The organism is Nostoc sp. FACHB-133 (assembly GCF_014698055.1).
Classification (GTDB): domain Bacteria; phylum Cyanobacteriota; class Cyanobacteriia; order Cyanobacteriales; family Nostocaceae; genus Nostoc.
This window is the reverse complement of the sequence record NZ_JACJSH010000020.1, coordinates 1-22,090: the sequence shown is the minus strand read 5'-3', so window position 1 is coordinate 22,090 and position 22,090 is coordinate 1. Positions and strand designations below refer to the sequence as shown.

The window sequence follows — 22,090 nt, the reverse complement described above, 5'->3', positions numbered from 1 at the left end:
AGCTTGCGAACAAGTGCTAACTCAATTAGTTATTTTGCTTTTCAATAGCGAAACTGTACCTAAAATGCTGTATGCTAGCATTCCTAATCCAAGAGATGGTTCGGGTAGTGGTACTGGCTTCAGTGCTGAAAAAGCTAATTCTCCAATTAGCTTATGAGCAGTTGTTGTAGGATGCACTTCGTCCCAAAACAAAAATTCTTCAGGGTTACAGGAAACTTGTTGTGTAGGAACATCTATAGACACTACTGATAAGTCTTTGCTAATGCAAGAGTTAGTAACGTTTGTAAAACCGAATTCCTCTGGAGCAGCAATGATCCTATCAAATAGGGAATTAACATCAAGTTCTATAATGTTGATATCAGGACTTAATTGTTGGCTAAAAACTTGGAGTTCTGTATTCAAGCTAGAGTTATGTTCACTGCTGAATGTGTTGAATAAGTTGGAACGTTGACTATTGAAATTTGCAAAAGGCGATTTTCCCAAATCTGGTAAGTTGACCACCATGATATCTTTAGCGCCATCAGCAACAAGTGATGTCAAAGCTGTTGATAAATTTGCTACTGTATTGTTAGGATTCGGCTCACCATTGAAAAAGTAACTTAGGTAGTCATTAGTACCAGCCCAAATAATATATAGAGCATTAGGATCAGCACTTTCATTTGCTGCTACAAAGTTATTTATCTGTTGCTGCAATCCTGGTAAAGTAGCCAAACCAATATTCTCAGTTCCTGTAGTTGCGCCACCAAAAGCAAAGTTATTATTCAGATTTAATGTTAATCCTAGATCAGAGGCGAGATAATCAACCCAATTTGGGCCATTAGAAAAATGTCCATTATAGTATGTTGGACTTGGGGGAATAATTCCATTAGTGGCATTAAATACATTACCAATATCAGATAAACTGTCTCCAAAGACATAAATATTGTCATAATCTTTTGCTAATACTTTGAGTGGAGATATCAAAGATAAAAGCAAAAATCCTGTTGTTATAACTTGTTTTTGCACAGTTAATTCCTTAATCTAGTTTCGACCTTGTAAAGATGTTCTGAGAAAAATCTTGCTCCTTTCTAGAGAGCTTTTTTGGCCAATTTCAAACTTTCAAGAGGGTGAGGGGCTAACGCCACATTACCCCAGCGCATTACACTTGCAGAAGCAACACCTGCTGCACCAGAACCATAAATGAGAACTAAGTCATTTTCGTGAATCTTACCCAAATGTGCAGCATGGTACAGATTTGCCACAGTCAGTACTGGGCCTATATTTGCATATAGAGGGTAGAGATTGATCGTGCGCTCTGGGTTAATACCTAGTAGCCGGGTGCAGAAGCGTGTCATCCAAGCAGTAGGGGTATTGAAAAGAAAAAAGTCGATTTGCTCTAAGGTTACACCAGCAGATGCGATCGCACCTTCACAACATATTGAAAGAAACTCCGCAGCCGTTTCACGTAGAGCTTTCGCACCCTTACCTGTCTGTATACGGACTCGTGAATTTCCTTGCTCATCCTTTGTCAGTTCAGTAGATACTACCTCACACAGCGCACCCGTATGAACTGTCTTAGTGCCAAGGATGCCTTGATTTCCTTCGAGTGAACTGACTACAAAGGCTCCAGCACCATCACCAAGAAACCAAGACACAGTATCTTGCTCCTCAGTAACGCGAGAGTACGAACACGAAATAACCACGAGTACATTGCGATACTCTCCCGCTCGTACCAAAGCACAGGCGGTTTGAAGTACAACTGGCGTACTACCACATGTTCCATCAAGATTCCATGCAGCACCCACAAGACCGAGTTTACGGGCAAGAAAGGCGGCATTGCCAAATCCAATTTGTTGAGGCCAAACTGAGGTAACAATCATCAAATCAACATCATTGGGAGAAAGTTTGGCTGCACTCAGAGCATCTGTTGCCGCGCGATACTCCAAGGTTAAGGAAGACTCCTCATTACTAAGCAGCCAGCGCTCAACAGTACCACGAAAGGGATCTGAGAGATAAGGCAGCATCTCCATATCAAACTCATTATTCGGAGAGGTTCCAGTCAGCGAAAACAGCCTTGCCAGTCCTTTTTGTTCCGCCTGAGCTATTAGATCAGGGTATTTTTCTACATAATAGTCATTAGTACGTCTGATCCTTGGAAAACTTAGTGCAAGTGAGCGAATACCTACAGGAGAATGCACCATATAAAAAATTTTATCTTATTTTAATAGTTGGTAGCGCCCTGTAAAATCAGGCTTAGATTACGACTTTGAGTCGGTGCTATTTGGGTGGGATCTATGATTACGTCAACCACAAATGGGCCGTTCGCCGCGATCGCTTTTTCTAGTGCTACTTGAACGTCAGCTTCCCTTTCAATCCGAATACCATCTGCTCCCATTCCCTGAGCAATCTTGACGAAATCTACCTGCGGAATTGTTGCATCTACGTTATTGAATCCTAGATATGCTATTCCCTGTTCGCAGATGTTGTAGCGCCCATCGTTGAGTATAATCCAGACCGCAGGAACTTGATATTTTACAGCCGTGTTTACTTCACTGTTCATCAGCATGGCACCATCTCCGACAATAGCAACAGCTTTGCCATTCCGTGCTAAAGCACCACCTACTACACCTGTTACAAAATGCCCCATAGAACCAAATCCGTTGCTAATCCGATAACGACTTGGTGTGGTAAATCGCAGCAGATGAATTACCCAAGCAAATGAGTTACCTGACTCTGCCATTACTAATGCATCGCTTCCATCAACAATCACTTGTTGAATTACATTCATCAGCAGTTCCGGTCGTACTAGACCGTCCACACGTGGCTTGATGAGATCGCGTTTAAATCGAGGCAGCATTATTGTCTTTGATCGACCAGTACTTTCTGGGAAGTTCTTCAGCAGGTTCTTTAAGAATATTGCTACGTCAGACTGGATGGCAAAAGTCTCGGCGGATGGATATGCAGTTCCTGGAACCTTTGTGTCGATGTCAACATGCAAAAAGCCGTGTCTGGGAATCATCTCAGGGTTCCAGAATGAGGTAAACTCACCAAGACGTGTTCCCAAAACCAGTATGCGCCTTGGACGTTGCTCCCTCATGTACGTTAAAACCGACTCATGTCCACCGAAGCCGGTAACGCCTACAAACTGAGGATGATCTTCAGGAAAAATACCTTTGGCCCGTGGTGAACACATTACGGCAGCCCCTGTTCTCTCAGCAAGCTGGCAAATTTCTTTTGCAGCACCCCTTGCCCCGAAGCCCACCCAGATGGCAAACGACCCCTCAGAGAGTAAGTGGACACATTTGGCTATTGTCTCCTCCGTTACTGTTGTCGCAGCCTGAGACAGAATTACTCGTGGCAAAGATGTTTTTATTGAACTTGTCTGGATATTTGTGGGAATACTGATATGAGCTACAAATCCTCCCGGTTGTGCTAGACCAAGAGCAATCCTTCGAGAAACCTCTGGAAGTTCATCGCTGGATTCGAGGGTTGTTCCATAATGAAATATTGTCCCCGAAGTAAAAATATCTGCACTAGGCATTGTGTAGGTACTAGTTTCTTGACAAGCCCACCGACCACGCTGTGATGCTGAGGTTGAAGCTGATACAAAAATCACCTTAGCACCCTCCCAACGGGCAGCTAATAGCCCTGTCAAAGCATTGGTGATCCCTGGGCCTGTAGTAGTAAATACCACAACTGGGCGATCGCTAGCAAAGTGCGCCTCAATTGCTGCAAAAGCTGCTCCAGCTTCGTGGCGAAAGTGCAGCACCTGGAGGGAACTTTGATGTAATGCAGCCCACACTGGGGCGATCGCACCTCCCGAAACACCAAAGGCATACTCTACTCCCATATCTCCTAGCATTTTAACCACTGCCTCTGCTACCGAAGAAGCTCTAGATGGCTTGCTGTGAGATTGCTGTTCAGTGGAGTTTAATTGTTCAGTGGTATTCGCTTGTGTGTCCTGAAATTTAAGATGCATACAAACTATACTTATTAGGAATAATTTCCCCTGTGAAGTAACATTATCCCACACGCTAAACTCAGCAATATTACTTTTTTTAGATAACTACCATACAAATTTTTTAGTACTGCTTTTGTAAAGCAGTTACTTAGAAACCTTAAAACGACCCTCACACTTTGCCTTGCCAATCTTTTAGCAGTTGAAAATCTGATAAAAGGAATGTCTAGAGAATTCAACATTATTATGTGGATGTAGCGATGCCTGTGGCGGGCTGCGCCAACGTAGATGGGTTAACCTGTTTTCCAGTTTATGAGAACTGAACACTATAGAATCAAGCTCTGGAGTATAAAAAGGTGATTAACTTCAATCAGTATAAAGCTTTAACTTTCGATTGTTATGGAACCCTGATTGATTGGGAGAACGGCATTTTAGGAGCGCTCCAACCACTTTTACTGGCACATAACACTGATTTAGATGACGATCGAATTCTGGAACTTTTTGCTGAATTTGAAGCAGAACTGGAAAAGAGTGATTATATCAAATATCGGGAAGTTTTGAAGAGAGTAGTCGAGAAATTTGGTGAACAATTTGGCTTTGAGCCAACTGTCAAGGAACTAAATTCAATTGCTGATTCGATTCAGCATTGGCTACCTTTCCCCGATACAGTTGAGGCACTTAAAACCCTCAAGCAAAAGTTTCAACTGGTCATTATCTCCAATGTAGATGACGATCTATTTGCTTTTTCTGCAAAATACTTGGAGGTAGAATTTGACCAAATAATCACAGCAGAACAAGCAAATAGTTACAAACCCTCCTTAAACAACTTCAGACTGGCTATTGAGAGAATTGATTTGCCGCTAGAGCAGATATTACATGTTGCTGCTAGTGTATATCACGATATCGTTACAGCCAAATCTCTGGGACTATCAACAGTCTGGGTAAACCGTCGAGCAGAGAAAAAAGGATCAAAAACTACAGAATCAGCATTAAGTCAACCTGACTTAGAAGTGCCTGATTTAAAGACTCTTGCTGCTTTGAGTTCATAGAAATGATACTGAGCAATAAGTGCTGAGTACCCAGCACTGTTTCGATGGGGATCTGTATCTGTAATGATTAGAACTCGAAGAGCTTTCACGCCAAGGAGTAGTCAAAAAACGAAACAGGGATTGCAACATAGATTGATTTTGCTTTACCCTGGAAAAATTACTACACCAGTTTGACGGCATGTTCGACCTCCTTTTGAGGGCGACACGCAAGGCACGAGTAAATCTCGTAGCAACGCTCTCTTTCTGGCTCTTCTTTCCTCAGCGCTCTGCCGATAAACTTGTTCAAGAAAACACTTTGATAGCCTAAAACGATGAAAGCATCTGCTAATTTCGACTTTGAAGACGAGAAATTTAATGCACCGCCTTCTCAAGTCATCCCTTGGTGTCAGATGATTAATCCTCGGTATGGCACAGATGGTATGCAATCCCACGGTTTGGCGATTAAGCTAGATAACGCCAATGCTGTCGGCTTTGTGCCAGATGATAATTGGCAGCAGGTAGAGCATGAATTTAGCTCTGGAGTCGAAACAGTCTTTATTAGCACTACTCCAAACTTGGTTTTAGTGCGTCGAGGGCCATTGTCTGTTAAGGATCGGGAAAGTGGTCTAAAATTGGGTACGCTTAAAGAGAATTATGATGCCTTTTTAGCAGATAAACTTAAATTTAAAACCTTTACTCGCTATCTAATTTTTATAGTTGGTGAAAATAAAAAATTTTTACACGAATCACCATTACAACTAACTCTTAATGGCGCTGCCGGAGCGAGTTTCAGCAAAACCTACTGCGAATATCAACAAGGTAAAGTAGTTAGTGGATTCGTTGCTGAACTAGAAAAAGCTTATGCTGTTTACCGCAAGCAACCTTTAACGCCAAAAGGCCCTTTGTTCCATGCTCATGGGATTTTTTGCCCGATAATTGAGTGTGAAGAAAGAGGTATTGAACCAAATACAGTTCTAGTCGCTTCAACTGTAGACTACAAACATCCCACGGTAGGGACTTTAACTCAATATTTAATAGCTTCGGATTCTCTGGAGTCTGCAATGATTTGCAAGACTTTTGAAGAATACAAAGACTTTGGGAAGGAACCTGTAAAATCAGAAACGCCTAAATTGGCAATGGCAGGAGTTTCTAACTCTTATGTTTATGCCGATGAAGATGATTTTGCTTATCCGCCGTATTAAGTGGGAATGGGGAATGGGGAATGGGGAATGGGGAATTGGGAATTGGGTTATTAATTTTTCTCCCCTGCCTCCCCTGCTCCCTGCCCCTCTGCCTCTTCTGCCCAATACTTATTCTTTGAGCAGCAAATAATATAGTGAACCATTACCGCCTGTGATGCCAGCGCGATCGCCTGCTAGTTTACCAGACCCCATGAAATAATCCACCCGTCCCGGGCCTTTGATGGCGCTTCCTGTATCCTGATCAAGCACAAAGCGGCTGACAGTACGCCTCTCTAGTTTGCCACGACTGGCGGGATAGGGAAATGAATTGTAAATCAGAGCTAGCGCTCCCGGTGGCATGAGAGACTTATCTGTAGCAATGGAACGTTCTGCTGTCACTGGCACATGAATACTACCAGTCGCTCCTCTACCACCTGTTTCTTGGAAGAAAATAAATCGTTCCCATCGGGGCAGATAATTGTTCAACTCCTGGGGTTTTTGCCGGAAATAACTAATTAGACGTGGCATTGTCAATCCATTTAGTGGCAGTTTGCCATCTTTGGCTAGTTCTTTGCCGATGCTAGTCCAGGGGTAATCAGTTCCACCTGCATAGCCAATTGATGTTGTTTTGCCATTAGTTAACTTAATTTGAGCAGAACCTTGAATATGTACCATGTATGCATCGAGGCGATCGCGGAACCAAAGCAGTTCTAAACCGCGCAATTTGCTCTTATTCCCTTGTAAACCATCCTTCCCTTCCAAATCAATTCGTTTGGGGTGGGGTTTTGGCCATTGGCTGAAATCAGGTGGTAGCCGATAAAGGGGATACTTATATATTGCAGTTTTGACACGACTAGCGGTGTAAACAGGTTCGTAGTAAGCAGTGAATTTAACAGTACCCTTGCCATCGTTGCCTACAGACTGGTAAAAGACAAACTCACGGCGGACAGCAGATTGTAATTGGGCTGGTGACTTAGAACTGACAACCAGTTGACGGAAACGTAACAAACTCCGGCGGACGCGATCGAGAGTAATTTCCTTGATTGGATAATTTTGATATGCTGCGATCGCTTCACCCTTTGTTAGGTAGATCAGACTGTTATCAATGGAAGCCAACAACGCATCGCGATCACCTGTTTTACCTCTTTGACCCCAAATTTGATCATCCCAACCCAAGCACCTCTGCTGGAGCGTACAATCGCTTTCTATGGCGATCGGTTTTAGCGGCGGTGTTATCTCTGGAGTGATTGGTATTGGCACCGGAGAGAGATCGGGAGTAGTCGGTATTGGCAAGGGCAGTAAGTTAGGAACCTGAGCAACAGCCGACCAAAGAGGGTTTACAAGGACAACTCCCAGACTGAAGGAAAGTAAAGCAAGGGTTTTTCTCATCATTTAGTTGAATCTTTCAACACTGGAACTAAAAATAGGTTCTACCCGGATTGCCACAACCCGAGAAGGTCTTACTACCATATATTCCCCTTGAATATTTTTGATCGGCACACTAATAAAGTCATTGGAAGCAGATTTTGGCACAAGTTCGCCGCTATACCACTTCTGAAACTCTTGAATAGTAGGAAAACGTACTTCTTCCCGGTGGCCGCTTTCCAGTAGGAGGTATACGGCATATTCATTTGGAGTTCTAGCCATAAGATTGAACCATTTAAAAAACATTCAACCCATTGTTAACCACGTAACCCCTGAATGAAAAGGGTAAGCATACGGGAGGTGGGGATGAGGGAAGAAGTAAGGGAGCAGGGGAGGCAGGGGAGCAGGGGGCAGGGAGCAAGGGAGCAGGGGAGCAAGGGACGCAGGGGGAGCAGGGGAAGAAGCAAGTATTGATTATTGACCAATGCCCAATGCCCAATGCCCAATGCCCTATGCCCTATGCCCAATTCCCAATTCCCAATTCCCCAATGACTCCTCACTTTAGACGACTAATCCTTTAATCGGTTCCTTCAAAAGTGTAAGTTTACATTAGCTCCTGCATAACTCTCCAATCAACTTCTGATAAGTCATTGGCATTGTTGAACAACAGTTAGTTATTCAGGAGGCGAAATTTATGAAACTTTACTATCGTGGTCTGAGCTACGAATACAACCCAAGCAAAGTTGCCAGCAAAAAAACAGAACAGCCCTTTCAACCAGTTCCTCAACTCGGGCCAGCTTATAATTTAATGTACCGTGGCGTTAATTATTGTGTTGATCCAAATTCAAAATCGGCAGAAGTTGCTCTATCACCAGTAGCTTATAAATTGAGCTTTAGGGGAATTACCTACTTTGTAAATAAAACTGCACAGGGAGATGTAACTGTAGTCTCTCAACCAGCAATAAATTCAAAAGTTGTGGCACTGCCGATTTCTGAACAATTAAAACTTCAATAATAATATGGTTACAAGCTCATCTGGAGTCTAGGGAGTCATGAACTTGTGTGTAGTACAATCCTCAAAAAACCTTTGAATTTCAGCATTATCTACCTCAAATTCATCTTGCCAAAACTGGTAGTTGTGCCAAGATGAATTTGAGGACTTAAGGCAAGTGAGACAATGTTAGGACAATTATTAGACGGACGTTACCAAGTCCTCCAAGTCTTAGGTGGAGGTGGATTCGGTCAAACCTATATAGCTCAAGATACCCATCGACCAGGTTTCCCGAAATGCGTTGTCAAACACCTTAAGCCTGTCACTCGTAGCCCCGAATTTCTCGAAACTGCTAGACGGCTATTTACCAGTGAGGCAGAAACACTAGAAGAACTGGGCAACCATGACCAAATTCCTCGGCTTTTAGCCTATTTTGAAGATAACCAAGAGTTCTTTTTGGTGCAAGAGTTTATTGAGGGGCATACTCTAAAAGCAGAACTCTTACCAAATCAACTTTGGACAGAAGATCAAGTAATTCAACTTCTGCAACAGATGTTGGGTATTCTGCAATTTATTCACAGCCACAACGTTATCCATCGAGATATCAAACCAGACAATATAATCAGGCGGCAAAAAGACGGTAAGTTAGTGCTGATTGACTTTGGTGCAGTTAAACAAGTCCAAACTCAACTGCTTACAGTTTCAGGGCGCACGGGGGCTACTATTATCATTGGCACCCCAGGATACATGTCTACAGAACAGGGGCAAGGTAAGCCCCGCTCTAACAGCGATATTTATTCTCTGGGTATTATTGCTATCCAATCGCTGACGGGGTTACATCCTATCAACTTTGAGGAAGATCCAGATACTGGTGAAATTTCTTGGCAACATCAGGCTAATGTCAGTTCTGAGTTGGCATCTGTGCTATCTAAGATGGTGCTACATCACTTTAAACAGCGCTATCAATCTGCGGCTGAAGTTTTACAGGTGCTTAAACATCTTGATAGTAAAGTAGCAGCGCAATCACTTCAATCACCATCTTTTAGACAATCATCTCAAGCTTCACTTTCTCAACAAAACTCAATTGGGTATCCGCCTGCTTCCATCCTGTCTGCGGAAAATTATAGCCGCTTAGAAAAGATTCTTTTGGAATTTGTCGGCCCCGTTGCCTCAAGATTACTCCAACAAGTTGCGGCATCAGCACCCAACTGCGAAGAATTAATTAATCAATTAGCCCTTCATCTTCGAGAAAATCAACAAATTGATTTTCAGAAGAAAACAATGTTTCTACTAGAGAAGCCTACTCTACTACAGGAATTTACTGTTAAATCTGAAATTCAGTCTAATAATTTACCAAGCCAAGAATCTCAAGTAATCAGCGATAGCTTTGTGCATCAGTGTGAGCGGGAATTGGCTGATTTGATTGGCCCAATAGCTAAGTTTATAGTCCAAAAAGCTGTTAAGTCATCTGGGCAAATTTCTCGTGCAGAATTTGTGCAACTTTTAGCATCACAAATTCCCGAACCTGAAAAAGCTTTGAAATTTCAGCAACGCTTACTTTCTTGATATTTTAAATATCGTCTTTATTTCTCCGTTAATTACGTTAGCGTAGCGGTAGCGAGTCCGCGTACTCTTACAGAGAAGCAAGCTACGCTTTTAGCGTCTCGTAGAGAGCGTCATTACGAATTATCAGCCTTGGTTATTCAACATTTCCATAGCTATTTTTAAGCTAGCTTTCATCCGATTAAATGCTTCTGCTAACCCGCCAATCTCATCATTAGAGCTTTCTTCAAAATCAGCACTCATATCACCGACACTAACTTTTTGGGCTATTTTTTCAATTCTTCTGATGCGCTGAATCACATATTTTTTGATTAAGAAGTTAATTAAGAAAACTACGATCGCAAAGATAGTTATTAAAAGCCCCATGATTAATATCCAAGTCCGTTTGGCATTGGCAAAAATCTCTTGGGATGGAACAGAGATTATTTGAGCAGAAACAATTTGATTAAGTTGCCAACCAAAACCATTTTCCGAGCCATAAGTTGCTAACTGACTTTTAGGAGCCTGATCTGGTGTAGAATGACATCGCAGACATTTCTGTTGGGTAATTTTTAGTGGTCGCGCTATGTAAAATACTTCGCCTTCTGGCAAGTTGCGAAAGCCTGTAATTTCTTGAGTTTTGGAGTCGTTGCGAAAACGTTCTACAAGTTGAGTTTCAAAATTATCAGCTTTATCTACTAAATTCGTAGGATTCAGTGTTGCATCCTTATGAAAAAAGTTTTTATATTCAGGCTTTTTACGAAAATTCTCAAACACCTCTTTAGAAGAAAAAGTTGGTACAACTTCAGGCATGAACGTTGGGTTAGTATCTAGTCTAGGTTCTAATAAGGGATCTATCCGATTTTGTGTATAATCTCTAACTGCGTTTACCATTTGAATCAGAATCTGCGCTTGAGAAGTTACTTCATTTTGCGCTCTCCCCTGAAGTACACTGGATAAGGCAATCCCACTTCCCACAATACTGACTATGAAAACTAATATTAAAAGTAAGTTAAATTTAGCACCAATTTTTAAGTTTTTTAATGTAATGTTGTTTAACATAACCTAACCAATGAAGGTGGTATCTGAGTTTGTCTAATATTTATTTATACCTGTTAGAAAGCATCTCAACAATATTTAAATAAATATTAACTTTTTGCCGCAATATAACCTATTTAGGCAGCAGTCAAACTTATCTAGATTAGTTCTGAAAACCAAGTTACTTCCTTAACCAATAATTAGTGATGTTTTTGCGACTTCCCCGACGTTTATTTCTGTTTAATCTGCTAGGTTTGACATTTGCTGCTTGTCAATCACCAAATGATATTAATGGTACGTTAACTGTTGGTGTTCTCAACTATGGTGGAGGCGAACAGATAATTAATCAATATGCTAAATTTAATAGTTATTTGGGTGAAAAAACAAACTCATATATTCAGCTAGAGCCAGTTTTTAATGAAAATAGAGCGGTTGAGCGCCTAGAAGCTCGTGCTTGGTCATTAGTATTTGCTCCACCAGGTTTAGCGGCTATTGCGATCGCACGTCACCAATATGCTCCCCTATTTCCTTTAGTAGGTATTAATAATTTGCGCTCAATTTTCGTTGTTCGCAAAGACAATCCAATTACCGAATTGAAGCAACTGCAAGGTAAAACAGTGGCTTTAGGTCAATTAGGTTCAGCAACGGGATATTATTTCCCTCTTTACAATCTTTATGGTACAACACTAGCTGAGATCCTATTTGCACCCACACCTAAAGCCGCGCTGGAATTGGTGGCTCAAGGAAAAGCGATCGCCTGTGCTGTCTCAGAAGCGGAATTGGCTCTCTACGGTTCACAGTTTGCCCCTACGGAATTCCGCATACTATTTAAAGACCCTCACTATGTACCATTAGGCGTGGTCTTGATTGGCCCAAATGTGGAACGTAACCGTCAAGAGTTCATCCGCAAAGTGATGAGTGATGCGCCTTCTGGTTTAGCTCAAGAAGTGGGGTATGTACCCAATGGACAAGTACCAGATTACAAATACATGATTTCTGTGGTCGATCGGGTAAGCTCGATTACTTCTAAGCTGCAAAAAAAACCTGTCCAATTATTTTGATTGACATCATAATATTGCTCAAAAAAACAATTTGAATCGTGCTAGCTGGTTTTGAATTGTTCCTGTCAGGATTTTATTTAGTTCTGTAGTGTCTTGAAATTGCAAAATTTGCTGTGTGGGTAAGTCGAAGGGAAATTGTCCTTCAATATCTGGACGTTGCATTTGTGCTAGTACAATCTGTTCAGATCGCTTACTTTGGATGGCATAGCCAATCTCAATACAGACATTGGGACTAGGAATTAGTTGGGGGGTTTCTTTACCGTCAACACTAGCGATGGGTGTGGTGTCAGCGATAAATAACAAACTCTTACGGATTTTTCGCATGATCGTGCGGTTAATCCGTAGAGTAGCACCACTGGGGCGAGAGGATTCTACTAATGTTAGAGGAAGGCGCGATCGCAAGTTTAAACTTTCTAAACTTTTTCGCAGTTCTTCTCTGAGAGCATTCGTCGCAGCGACATACTCAGTTTGATAGGATAAAAAAATTGTTGGTTCTAACTGAGCCAACAGTGCCTGTTTGGTAAAATAAATTTCATGACTAATTAAGTCAATGTTGGCGACGCAATAGCCACCACTTCCTTCAATATAAAATTCAATATTTTCCCCTTCTAGATAGCGCCCAAACCAAGTTGATTTCTTAACTTCGTCACTCTCTTCTAAAAAGTCTGCTCGCAATGCCGATCTCAGCAGGCTTTTTTTGCTCAAGCGAATGTCTGGGGGACGTTTTTCTAGTTCTGGAATCGGCTCGTAATCCTGTAGATACCACGCTCTGAGCGCAATAATTGACATAAGGCGCTATTTAAATTATTTTTCACTATTTAGCTTAGTATAATCTTACACCAAGGGGAGTCCATATCTTAGACTTCTCTTTAAACACAACAACACCCAAGCATCTACTCGCTGAACTATTTTCTCTCATTGTTTATCAGATGCAGGGATGTACTAATTTTCATCGCTTGTGTAAACAAGTTATGAAATCTAGTAACAGCGCCCCCTAATCTTCCACATTTGAGGAAATAGCAGTTTTCGCGTTGGGTGTTGCTGTGTTTTGACGAGACAGATGTAAGTTAAACAGCGTCTTTTACCTCTTACTCACGACTCCAAATGCAGCTGTTATATCTGCCAGGGAAGCTTCTTTATGAGCTTCAATTATTAGATTATCACTTATAGATGGAAGGGAGTTTTTTTGCAACGAAACTTTACTTTTAAAGTATTCTGTAATCAAAGTCAATATATTGCAGTAATGGGATAACTTCTAAATCTTTTCGTTAGCCTATTTTTAAAAAATATCATCAACCTTTTGGATGAATAAAGTAATTACTAATTCAAATTTTAAGTTTTGAAACAAACATTCTGAAAATAAGGAAGAAAATCTATTTCTCTACCTTGAGTGAACGATTTTAGCTGGAGGCTTGACGGGAATTTCAATCCAGAACTCTGTACCTTTCCCAGGTTCGGAAATGCACTCCATTATTCCGCCATGTTTTTCGGCAATAATCTGATAACTGATTGCCAATCCTAATCCTGTACCCCTACCCACAGGTTTGGTAGTATAAAATGGGTCAAAAATTCGCTTTTTTATCTCTGGAGTCATTCCCGGCCCATTGTCACTAATACGAATCAATAGACGAGAGTTATCTGCTGAGATTCTAGTGGAAATGTGGATAGTAGGTACTGAAGATGGCTTATCTTGTTTGTCCTCCTCCCCAGCCCCCATTTCCCAGTTCCCCATTCCCCATTCTCCATTCCCCATTTCTAAAGCATCTATGGCATTGCTGAAAATATTCATGAATACCTGATTCATTTGGCCGGCATAGCATTCTATCGTTGGGATGTTGCCATAGTCTTTGATTACCCGAATGCCGGGGAATTCATCATTTCCTTTCAGTTGATGTTGTAAAATCAATAAGGTACTGTCAATGCCTTCATGCAAGTCAACACGCTTGTTTTCAGCCTCATCCAAGCGAGAAAAATTGCGTAACGACAGCACTATTGAACGGATGCGATCGCTTCCTACTTGCATTGAGGTAATGATTCTTGGGAGGTCTTCTACCAAAAATTCAAAATCCACTGCTTCCATCGCAGCGCCAATTTCAGTATCAGGATCGGGATAATGTAGCTGGTAGAGGCGTAAAATTTCTAGCAGTTGTTCGATGTAGTCACTGGCGTGGCACAGATTACCGTAGATAAAGTTAACGGGGTTGTTGATTTCGTGAGCGATACCCGCCACCAACTGTCCTAAGCCAGACATTTTTTCGGTTTGAATCAATCTTGTCTGTGTTTCTTGGAGTTCATGTAAAGTCTTTCCTAACTGTTGTGCTTTATTTCTAGCTTCAGTTTCAGCCTTACAAGTTTGTTCATAGAGTTGTGCTTGTTGAATGGCGATCGCAGCTTGATCTCCTAGCTGTTGCAATAAATCAATTTCAGTATCCTGCCAATTTCTGGGAGCGCTACATTCATGGGCAATTAGTAAACCCCATAATTCTATACCTATATTAATTGGAACTACCAAGTTTGCTTGAATTTGTAGACTTTGCAAAAACTCTCGATGACAATCACTTAAAGAATTAGTTGAAACGTCGTTAATTGCTCGTACCCTACCCTGAGCGTATAAATACGTATGCTCATCAGGAAAGCATTCTAGTGGTGCATTCACTCCCAAAACTGACTGCCAATTACCATTAATCTCTTCCACAATCACCGATTTACTGTTCAGTTGGAAAATTACTACCCGGTCTGAATTTAGCAGTGAGCGGACTTCGGAGACAATAGTTTGCAGGGTTGTCTGCAAGTCCAATGTACTGCGGATCTGCTCTGTGACTTGCTTGATTACCTTGGTGAGAAGTAATGATTTTTCTAGTTCAGCAGTTTGTTCTTGCACCCGCAGTTCCAAGTTGGTATTCAGGGCTTGTACTTCTTTATATATCTGTTGCTGCTGAATTGCCATTGAAAACTGATCGTACAAGGCTTGTGCCAATGTCATGTCTTCCGGTTTCCACTCAGGCGCTTGCCCCTTTTTTTGCTCTCGCCAAACCTCAAAGGAAAGCTGGGGTAGAAGTTGCCGCCGATTTTGTTCGCATCGTCCCGCCCACAAGATTTCCGTTTCAAATTCAGCGCGAAAAATGCTTAATACACCGATAAATTGTTCCCGGTAATGTAGGGGAATCACCATCAGTCCGCGAATTTGAGTAGAACGAAATGCTAAAGCTAAAACTCGCAACTGCGGTTCTTTATAGATATCAGAGGTTGCCCAAATATTACCTGGTTTAAACTCAGTCATCCAGTTTTGCCATGTAGGATGCTGTTCAATAATTCTGCTATCTAATTCGTAAGGTAGTGTGGGTTGATCGCCCCAGGTGTATAGTTCCCGACTCTCTTCAATGTAAAGCCTGCCACCTACTGCACTGAATGCGGTAATAACTTCTTGAAGCGCTCCTTGCAACTGGATTGTTGGTAGTTTATGCAATAGTCTGGTGACTCGGTTAATAGTAGCTTCTTGCTTTTGCTGGGTAAGCGCTGCGGTGAGTAGATTACTTTGAGCGATCGCGATCGCAACCTGATCGGCAACTTGCTGCAATACTTTGATTTCCCGCTTCAAAATCTTTCGCGGTTTACTCTGGTGAGCTACCAACAATCCCCACAATTTAGGCTTTGCCGATTGTTGTTGTGGATCGCGATCTAAAATTGGCACTACTAAAGAAGATTGCACACCCATTGCCTTTAAGTATTGAATATGGCACGGGTCTACTTGCCGATAGTAGATATTAGTTTGTAGGCGTTTGCCAGTTTCTGTTGATTGTAGAGGTGATAGCCCGATTTTCTGGTTTGCTACATCGACAATCGAACGTTGCCCCGCCAACAAAAACATCTCTCTAGCCTCTTCGGGGATATCATGAACTGGAAAGCGTAACCCTAACAAGGATGGCAGACGCTCGTTATCAATAGATTCAGCAATGACTTCACCACTACCACTAGTATCAAAACGATATACCTTGACTCGATCTGCACGTAAGAATAACCGTACTTCAGTAACGGTAGTTGTTAATATTTCTTGAAGATCGAGCGATCGCCTAATCTGTTTGATCATCCGGTGCAGTAAGCTTTCTTGGTCTAAGCCTTGCTGCAACCCGTTTAGTTTATCGGTAGATGTCATTGTTTATGTACACCATAACTGAAGTATAGTTTTTTTTATAATTGTCCCTAATGAGAAATTTCAATTTACAATGCCTTGATTTTTATTCCATTTCAATAAATTTCTGCGACAAAGGCATTGCGAGGGCCGTACATCTGTTGCAACTTTTTTAGAAATGGATTATGGGGTATTTGAAAAGTATTAGATATTTTGCTTAATTCCCGTAGTCCTAAGAAAGTTGATTTAGGGGGATATCAAACTATTTGGTGTATCATTAGTGACTTTTCAAACATCCTTTCAATTTTAAAGTAAATAAAAATTAAACTATTGACACTTATTGATTTTATATTCTTAATCATTAAAATATTTCAGTATTTTTACTTAAATAATATCTTCATCATTACCTTATTTTCTTTACCATTTTTGCCCCGGAAGCTCACCAAAGACCACAGTGGCTCCCTTTGAAAAGCTATGTATTAGTTAGATATTTCTTAATATTTACAAGGGCGATCGCTTCTAAAAGCCCCAAAGCCTTAAACTACATTATATATTCTCAATAGCAATAAGCTTTTTTCACAAAAACAATGACTATTTTGCCAATTTAGCAAGAAAATTCAAGCATTGTAAGCCATGTAAAACAATGGTTTGAATATTAATATTGCTAATATAAAATGTCAATAATAAATCAAATGGTCTTGAACTTGCTCTTTATTAAGTAGCTTTAGGGAGATTTAAGCTTTAACTGAACTTGATTTAATTATTGGCAATTTTTCAAATAATTTTGACTGGAGAATTTTAATATTCCCCATCTAATCACTGATTTTATATTAAATGTAACTATAGAACTCCTATTTGATTTTTGAACAAGACTCAGTACGAATCTATCCCTTCTTTCCTATTCCCTGCCCACACAAGTAAATATGGCTACGCCACGCTGCGCGAACAGGAATCAAACCGGGTTCCTATATTTTGATTAAATTATTCGTAAATTCTTGTTAAAGATAGTAAGTTACGAATTTCTTCACGCACACTCATGAGAGTTTTACCGAGATGGTTTTGACCTGCTTTATTAGCACCACAGCCCCAAAAAGAATCGGTTGGGGAGTTTTCAACCAAAAGCTCATCGCCTGTCTTCAGCAGAACTTCTCTAATATCAGCATGAGTGAGAAACTTTTTGAGTACAGCTTCTCGCATAATTTGCGTTTTGACCAAATCCCAGTCTCGACGGAGTTGGCGAGTGCTACATCTTCCCAAGGCGGCAGCTTCTTCTGGGGTGGCGGCGGCATGGATGACGGGTATAATCGCCGCATCTTTGCTGCCAACAAACTTTTGTGCTTGATAATAATGCTCAACAGTTGCCCAGTAAGTGTTCTGGATGTGGATTCCGTGGGGAGAAAAGTTAGAAAAACAGCCATAAGGCTGCCAAACCTTATAAAAGTAAATGGTCATTTGAAAATTACTCTTTCATATATAGCAATCCTATTTGATTTGTGAGAATTGCAACTCAAAACCGAACTTATCTAAATTCTGTCACTTCATCAAAGATGGGGAGGTGGGGGGGCAGGGGGCAGGGAGCAGGGAGCAGGGGGAGGGAAATAAATAAGTATATTCAAGGCTATGAAAGTCGTAAAAAATACTAATATTTTCTCTTTACTTTCCCTGCTACCTCTGCTCTTTTCACTATGATCTTACTTTTTCGCGTCGCTCTCCTCCTACCTCCTTCATCGGTAAGGTGAGGGTGAAAGTTGTTTGACCAAAAGCTGTTGAGTCAAGAATGAGGTCGCCATGATGTGCCCTGGCAATTTCACGGGCTAGGCTGAGTCCTAGTCCGATGCCTTCTATTTTGCGGGTTCGAGCCGGATCGCCGCGATAGAAGCGGTCAAAAATGCGTAGACTATCACTCGCTGGAATATCTTTGGATGCATTGGCAATGATAACGTGGAGAGTTGTTTGAGTTTGATGAGTGCGAATCTTTATCCAGCCGTTGGCGAGATTGTATTTTATAGCATTACTGAACAGGTTTTGCAAAACTTGAATTAGAAGATCGCGATCGCCCTGTAAGCGTAGTCCATCAGTAAAGTCTGTTTGCACAGTCAAGTGGGGAGCCAGCATTTCCACATCTTCTAGCATCTCCATCAGCAACTCAGACATATCCACCTCAACCAAATACAAGCTCATTTTTCCCGCATCTGCCAGAGATAGCAGCAAGAGTTTCCGCATAATTCCACTCAGGCGGCGCACCTCATCTAATAGGTTACTTAAGCGCTGTTGTACTTCACTCCCAGGCTCAACCTGTTGCAGCGTTCGTTCTAGTTCGCCTTGCAAAATTGTCAGTGGGGTTTTCAGTTCATGAGCCGCATCACCACTAAAACGGGAAGCTTGGGTAAAACTGCGTTCCAAGCGCTCCAACATCAAGTTAAATACCTGAATCAACTCGACAAATTCAACATCAGTTGTTCCAATGGGAATTCGTTGATCTAGTCCTTTAACAGTTACTTGTTGAATAACACCTGTTAATTGATGGATAGGACGTAAAGCACCACCAGAAACTAACCATGCACCAATGGCAACTAGCAATAGCGACCCCGGAATTGAAACCAAGAAAATATTCCGAATGGTAGCCATTTCTTGATCGACGGCTTGCAGATTCACAGCAATGCCAACCTGAGCATTGGGAAATTTAGTTGCTCCAATTCGCCAAGCTGCTTTTGTTGTCTGTTCAGTGACAAATTTAGGTGGACGCGGACGAAGAAAGGGTGGCGGCCCAACATTTCTATTTGAGGGTGGCGGTGGTTCTCTCTGCGGAGGTGATGGTAAAGGTATCAACTGAAGACGCTTAAGCAGCAGGCGATTCACCTCAACGTCGGCAGGTAGAGAGTTAGATTGATAAAGTCTGTTGCCGTTTGCATCAAGCACCAGTAGGGCAATGGGGGTTTTTGTATTGGTTCCGAAGGCATCAGCTAATGAGTCTTCGTAAAATTGCCATCGTGAGGGTCGGCTTTCTTTGCCCTGATTTTCAGGGGGTTCTCCCCGTGGTGGCAAATTCGGAGTTGCCCGCATCAAGTGATTTAACAGTTCTGCATCAAGACGGCTGATTTTAGCATTGTAAATCTGAAACCAGGAGACTGCACCAAAACCTACTAATGTGGTTCCTGCTAGAGCCGCAGACAATAGGGCAATTCGGAGGCGAAATGAAGGGAGCTTCATCATAATTCATAATTTGTAATTCGTAATTCGTAATTGAATGTTGATATCAAATCCGTTTGTATCGGAATTATTTCTCTGCGGACTGAGAGTTTAAATCCCCCTCATGAAACATAATACGAATTACGAATTGTTTAAGAGCTAGACTCTGGTTTGCGAAACCGATATCCAACCCCTCGAATGCTTTCAATCCAGACTGCTTCATCAATGGGGTCAATTTTTTTACGAATTCGCTGGATACAAACATCTACGACGTTGGTGTTAGGGTTAAAATCGTAGCCCCAAACATGCTCCAAAATTTGGGTACGGGTGAAAACTCGTCCGGGAGAGCGCATGAGATACTCCAGAAGATTGAACTCGCGGCTGGTCAGTTCTATCGCTTGGCGATCGCAAGTAACTTCCCTGGTGATGCGATCGAGTTTGATAGGCCCAACACTAAGGATATTTTGGCGATTGCTCACACTCCGGCGAACAACAGCATGAATTCGAGCCGCTAACTCTTCTACAAAAAACGGTTTAGCGATATAGTCATCGGCTCCTAAATTTAGCCCTGCTAAGCGATCATCTAGTTCATTCCGAGCTGTTAACAAAATTATCGGCGCATTCCGACCTTGCCCCCGCAAGAGTTTTAAGATTGATAGTCCATCCTTTCCCGGCACCATAATGTCAAGGATAAGAACATCATATTCATTTTCTAATGCCCGCAGATATCCTTCATCACCGTTGTCGCAGTAGTCTACAACAAATCCCTGCTCCTTCAGTCCAGCCCGGACGAAGTTAGCAATTTTCGCTTCATCTTCGACAAATAGAACGTTCACAAGTATTTATTAGTTTATATATTGTTCCATTCTAGATTCATTACCTTTCTACTTAAATTACAAAACTGTAATTTAGAAAGCACGTGAACTGTAATTTTGAGGTGGCTTAATCAGAAATATGAACACCTTACCTTTTGCAAGTTGATTTATATGAATATTCGTCGAATCTTAACCGTAGCAGCGATTCCTTTTTTGATTGGTACATTCGGTTTTAGCCTACAGAATCAGGCTTATGCCGCTAATCCATCAAATCGAAATGCCCAGATTTCCCAACAGCCTCAAACACCACAAATATCTGATAAAAAACCACAGATTAGACATTCTAAACCCCTTCAAAATCAGACAAACCGTCCTCCCCAACATCGCCAAAATCATTATCAGGGTGCGGTTCAAAATCGTGTAGAACACAATAACCGTTAATTGCAGCACCCTTTCTTCCTGAAAATTACAAAATTGTAATTTACAAGCAGGGCAAACTGTAATTTTGGTTCAGTTAAATCAGAAATGTAAACGAGCTATCTTTGGAAAAATGATCATGAATATTCGTAGAATACTAGTTGTAACAGCGATTCCCGTTCTGGTTGGCACATTTGGTTTTATTTCACTCAATCAGGCAAATGCCGCTAATAAATTCTCTCAAATTGCACAGGCGCAACAACCACCCAATCAACCACCAGAAGGAGAACAACGCCCACCCCGTACTGATTTTAAGGCAGCTGCAACCAAGTTAGGAGTTAGTGAACAACAGTTAAAAGATGCGTTGAGTGTTCCTGCCAATCCTCCAAGTGGCGATGTCTACGACGGGCTACGCCTACGCAATCAGCGCCCACCCCGTACTGATTTTAAGGCAGCTGCAACCAAGTTAGGAGTTAGTGAACAACAGTTAAAAGATGCGTTGAGTGTTCCTGCCAATCCTCCAAGTGGCGATCGCAATCAGCGCCCACCCCGTCCTGATTTTAAGGCAGCTGCAACCAAGTTAGGAGTTAGTGAACAACAGTTAAAAGATGCGTTGGGTGTTCCTGCAAATCCTCCAAGTGGCGATCGCAATCAACGCCCACCTCGACCTGATTTTAAAGCGGCTGCAACCAAGTTAGGAGTTAGCGAGCAACAGTTAAAGGATGCGTTGGGTGTTCCTGCAAATCCTCCAAGTGGCGATCGCAATCAGCGCCCACCTCGACCTGATTTTAAGGCTGCTGCAACCAAGTTAGGAGTTAGTGAACAACAGTTAAAGGATGCGTTGGGTGTTCCTGCAAATCCTCCAAGTGGCGATCGCAATCAACGCCCACCTCGACCTGATTTTAAGGCTGCTGCAACCAAGTTAGGAGTTAGTGAACAACAGTTAAAGGATGCGTTGGGTGTTCCTGCCAATCCTCCAAGTGGCGATCGGTCAGCACCTCCTGGAAATCAGTAATTTATTCACCGAAAGCTTGCTGTAGTTATTACCAGTCTGCTCCATAACTGTGATATTAAGCTTTAGCGATAGGGTATAGGCTACAGAGTACAAATTATTCCTTATCACCTGTTACCTCTCCCCTATACCCCAATACATTTCAGATAAGACCCAAACACTTGTAGAGACAGCGATTTATCGCGTCTCGAAAACCCAAAATTTTTGCCACTAGCCTTAACCCAAGCGTATTGCCCCATACCTGACAATTCAGGTCATGTGGAAAAGTCCACCAAAAACCTAACCCAATACTTCTCGCTTTGTGCATTTTTAATTCAGAATCAGGTTTTGGGAAAAGGTTAAAGGGGAAGGGTTAAAGGTTTTTTCTTTCCCTTTGCCCCTTCCC

The 22,090-nt window shown here is 41.8% G+C and carries 18 protein-coding genes; 7 read left to right on the top strand and 11 right to left on the bottom strand.

The features are described from left to right. Positions 1-21 precede the first annotated feature (21 nt). The 3 genes from H6G86_RS17455 to H6G86_RS17445 form a co-directional block, all read right to left on the bottom strand. Complete coding sequence (locus H6G86_RS17455) at positions 22-1,005, bottom strand: SGNH/GDSL hydrolase family protein (protein WP_190935377.1); 984 nt, start codon at positions 1,003-1,005, stop codon at positions 22-24. A 62-nt stretch (positions 1,006-1,067) separates the two neighbouring features. Then, positions 1,068-2,180, bottom strand: a complete 1,113-nt coding sequence (locus H6G86_RS17450; RefSeq protein ID WP_190935376.1) for a 3-oxoacyl-ACP synthase III family protein — start codon at positions 2,178-2,180, stop codon at positions 1,068-1,070. Positions 2,181-2,200: 20 nt separating this feature from the next. After that, a complete protein-coding gene (locus H6G86_RS17445; RefSeq protein WP_190935375.1) occupies positions 2,201-3,958 on the bottom strand; it encodes a ScyA-related TPP-binding enzyme in 1,758 nt (585 codons plus the stop codon). A gap of 335 nt (positions 3,959-4,293) precedes the next feature. On the opposite strand from H6G86_RS17445, the gene H6G86_RS17440 reads away from it, so the two are divergent. Both H6G86_RS17440 and H6G86_RS17435 read left to right on the top strand, forming a co-directional pair. Then, on the top strand, positions 4,294-4,986 hold the full coding sequence (locus tag H6G86_RS17440) for a haloacid dehalogenase type II (RefSeq protein WP_190935374.1): 693 nt from the start codon (positions 4,294-4,296) through the stop codon (positions 4,984-4,986). Positions 4,987-5,297: 311 nt separating this feature from the next. Continuing rightward, the gene (locus H6G86_RS17435) at positions 5,298-6,167 is read left to right on the top strand and encodes a DUF5895 domain-containing protein (protein WP_114083075.1); all 870 of its coding nucleotides are present in this window, start codon (positions 5,298-5,300) and stop codon (positions 6,165-6,167) included. Between the two features lie 108 nt (positions 6,168-6,275). Here H6G86_RS17435 and mltA read toward each other — a convergent pair whose 3' ends face one another. Then, positions 6,276-7,535: a murein transglycosylase A gene (mltA, locus tag H6G86_RS17430; protein ID WP_190935469.1), complete on the bottom strand. Its 1,260-nt coding sequence runs from the start codon at positions 7,533-7,535 to the stop codon at positions 6,276-6,278. Between the two features lie 3 nt (positions 7,536-7,538). After that, positions 7,539-7,793 carry a hypothetical protein gene (locus tag H6G86_RS17425; protein ID WP_012411579.1) on the bottom strand — a complete coding sequence of 85 codons (255 nt, stop codon included), beginning with the start codon at positions 7,791-7,793 and terminating at the stop codon, positions 7,539-7,541. A 412-nt stretch (positions 7,794-8,205) separates the two neighbouring features. Here H6G86_RS17425 and H6G86_RS17420 point away from each other — a divergent pair, with 412 nt between their 5' ends. Continuing rightward, complete coding sequence (locus tag H6G86_RS17420; protein WP_190935373.1) at positions 8,206-8,526, top strand: DUF4278 domain-containing protein; 321 nt, start codon at positions 8,206-8,208, stop codon at positions 8,524-8,526. Positions 8,527-8,688: 162 nt separating this feature from the next. Continuing rightward, the gene (locus H6G86_RS17415) at positions 8,689-10,068 is read left to right on the top strand and encodes a serine/threonine-protein kinase (RefSeq protein WP_190935372.1); all 1,380 of its coding nucleotides are present in this window, start codon (positions 8,689-8,691) and stop codon (positions 10,066-10,068) included. 123 nt (positions 10,069-10,191) lie between these two features. Here the strand turns inward: H6G86_RS17415 and H6G86_RS17410 are convergent, their stop codons facing one another. Beyond that, on the bottom strand, positions 10,192-11,106 hold the full coding sequence (locus H6G86_RS17410) for a Tll0287-like domain-containing protein (protein ID WP_190935371.1): 915 nt from the start codon (positions 11,104-11,106) through the stop codon (positions 10,192-10,194). Positions 11,107-11,288: 182 nt separating this feature from the next. Between H6G86_RS17410 and H6G86_RS17405 the strand changes: the two genes are divergently transcribed. Continuing rightward, entirely contained in the window at positions 11,289-12,143 is an 855-nt protein-coding gene (locus tag H6G86_RS17405; protein WP_190935370.1) for a phosphate/phosphite/phosphonate ABC transporter substrate-binding protein, read from the top strand. Between the two features lie 18 nt (positions 12,144-12,161). Here H6G86_RS17405 and H6G86_RS17400 read toward each other — a convergent pair whose 3' ends face one another. From H6G86_RS17400 to H6G86_RS17380, 5 genes are all read right to left on the bottom strand, one after another. Continuing rightward, positions 12,162-12,932 (bottom strand): hypothetical protein, encoded by a 771-nt coding sequence (locus H6G86_RS17400; protein ID WP_114083143.1) that lies wholly within the window; start codon positions 12,930-12,932, stop codon positions 12,162-12,164. Between the two features lie 592 nt (positions 12,933-13,524). After that, positions 13,525-16,296 (bottom strand): GAF domain-containing sensor histidine kinase, encoded by a 2,772-nt coding sequence (locus tag H6G86_RS17395; protein WP_190935369.1) that lies wholly within the window; start codon positions 16,294-16,296, stop codon positions 13,525-13,527. A 957-nt stretch (positions 16,297-17,253) separates the two neighbouring features. Next, a complete protein-coding gene (locus H6G86_RS17390) occupies positions 17,254-17,724 on the bottom strand; it encodes an N-glycosidase (protein WP_190935368.1) in 471 nt (156 codons plus the stop codon). Between the two features lie 231 nt (positions 17,725-17,955). Beyond that, on the bottom strand, positions 17,956-19,482 hold the full coding sequence (locus H6G86_RS17385) for an ATP-binding protein (protein ID WP_199338319.1): 1,527 nt from the start codon (positions 19,480-19,482) through the stop codon (positions 17,956-17,958). 131 nt (positions 19,483-19,613) lie between these two features. Next, positions 19,614-20,297 carry a response regulator transcription factor gene (locus tag H6G86_RS17380; RefSeq protein WP_190935366.1) on the bottom strand — a complete coding sequence of 228 codons (684 nt, stop codon included), beginning with the start codon at positions 20,295-20,297 and terminating at the stop codon, positions 19,614-19,616. Between the two features lie 150 nt (positions 20,298-20,447). Here H6G86_RS17380 and H6G86_RS17375 point away from each other — a divergent pair, with 150 nt between their 5' ends. After that, a complete protein-coding gene (locus H6G86_RS17375) occupies positions 20,448-20,717 on the top strand; it encodes a hypothetical protein (RefSeq protein ID WP_190935365.1) in 270 nt (89 codons plus the stop codon). Between the two features lie 115 nt (positions 20,718-20,832). Further along, positions 20,833-21,708, top strand: coding sequence for a hypothetical protein (locus H6G86_RS17370; protein WP_242064849.1), 876 nt, complete (start codon positions 20,833-20,835; stop codon positions 21,706-21,708). Positions 21,709-22,090: the final 382 nt, after the last annotated feature.

What these genes read in the sequence shown, in the direction of transcription:
- H6G86_RS17450 (WP_190935376.1), bottom strand. Translation starts at nt 2,180, where the DNA reads ATGGTGCATTCTCCTGTAGGTATTCGCTCACTTGCACTAAGTTTTCCA.
- H6G86_RS17445 (WP_190935375.1), bottom strand. Translation starts at nt 3,958, where the DNA reads ATGCATCTTAAATTTCAGGACACACAAGCGAATACCACTGAACAATTA.
- H6G86_RS17435 (WP_114083075.1), top strand. Translation starts at nt 5,298, where the DNA reads ATGAAAGCATCTGCTAATTTCGACTTTGAAGACGAGAAATTTAATGCA.
- mltA (WP_190935469.1), bottom strand. Translation starts at nt 7,535, where the DNA reads ATGAGAAAAACCCTTGCTTTACTTTCCTTCAGTCTGGGAGTTGTCCTT.
- H6G86_RS17425 (WP_012411579.1), bottom strand. Translation starts at nt 7,793, where the DNA reads ATGGCTAGAACTCCAAATGAATATGCCGTATACCTCCTACTGGAAAGC.
- H6G86_RS17420 (WP_190935373.1), top strand. Translation starts at nt 8,206, where the DNA reads ATGAAACTTTACTATCGTGGTCTGAGCTACGAATACAACCCAAGCAAA.
- H6G86_RS17415 (WP_190935372.1), top strand. Translation starts at nt 8,689, where the DNA reads ATGTTAGGACAATTATTAGACGGACGTTACCAAGTCCTCCAAGTCTTA.
- H6G86_RS17410 (WP_190935371.1), bottom strand. Translation starts at nt 11,106, where the DNA reads ATGTTAAACAACATTACATTAAAAAACTTAAAAATTGGTGCTAAATTT.
- H6G86_RS17405 (WP_190935370.1), top strand. Translation starts at nt 11,289, where the DNA reads ATGTTTTTGCGACTTCCCCGACGTTTATTTCTGTTTAATCTGCTAGGT.
- H6G86_RS17400 (WP_114083143.1), bottom strand. Translation starts at nt 12,932, where the DNA reads ATGTCAATTATTGCGCTCAGAGCGTGGTATCTACAGGATTACGAGCCG.
- H6G86_RS17395 (WP_190935369.1), bottom strand. Translation starts at nt 16,296, where the DNA reads ATGACATCTACCGATAAACTAAACGGGTTGCAGCAAGGCTTAGACCAA.
- H6G86_RS17390 (WP_190935368.1), bottom strand. Translation starts at nt 17,724, where the DNA reads ATGACCATTTACTTTTATAAGGTTTGGCAGCCTTATGGCTGTTTTTCT.
- H6G86_RS17385 (WP_199338319.1), bottom strand. Translation starts at nt 19,482, where the DNA reads ATGAAGCTCCCTTCATTTCGCCTCCGAATTGCCCTATTGTCTGCGGCT.
- H6G86_RS17375 (WP_190935365.1), top strand. Translation starts at nt 20,448, where the DNA reads ATGAATATTCGTCGAATCTTAACCGTAGCAGCGATTCCTTTTTTGATT.
- H6G86_RS17370 (WP_242064849.1), top strand. Translation starts at nt 20,833, where the DNA reads ATGAATATTCGTAGAATACTAGTTGTAACAGCGATTCCCGTTCTGGTT.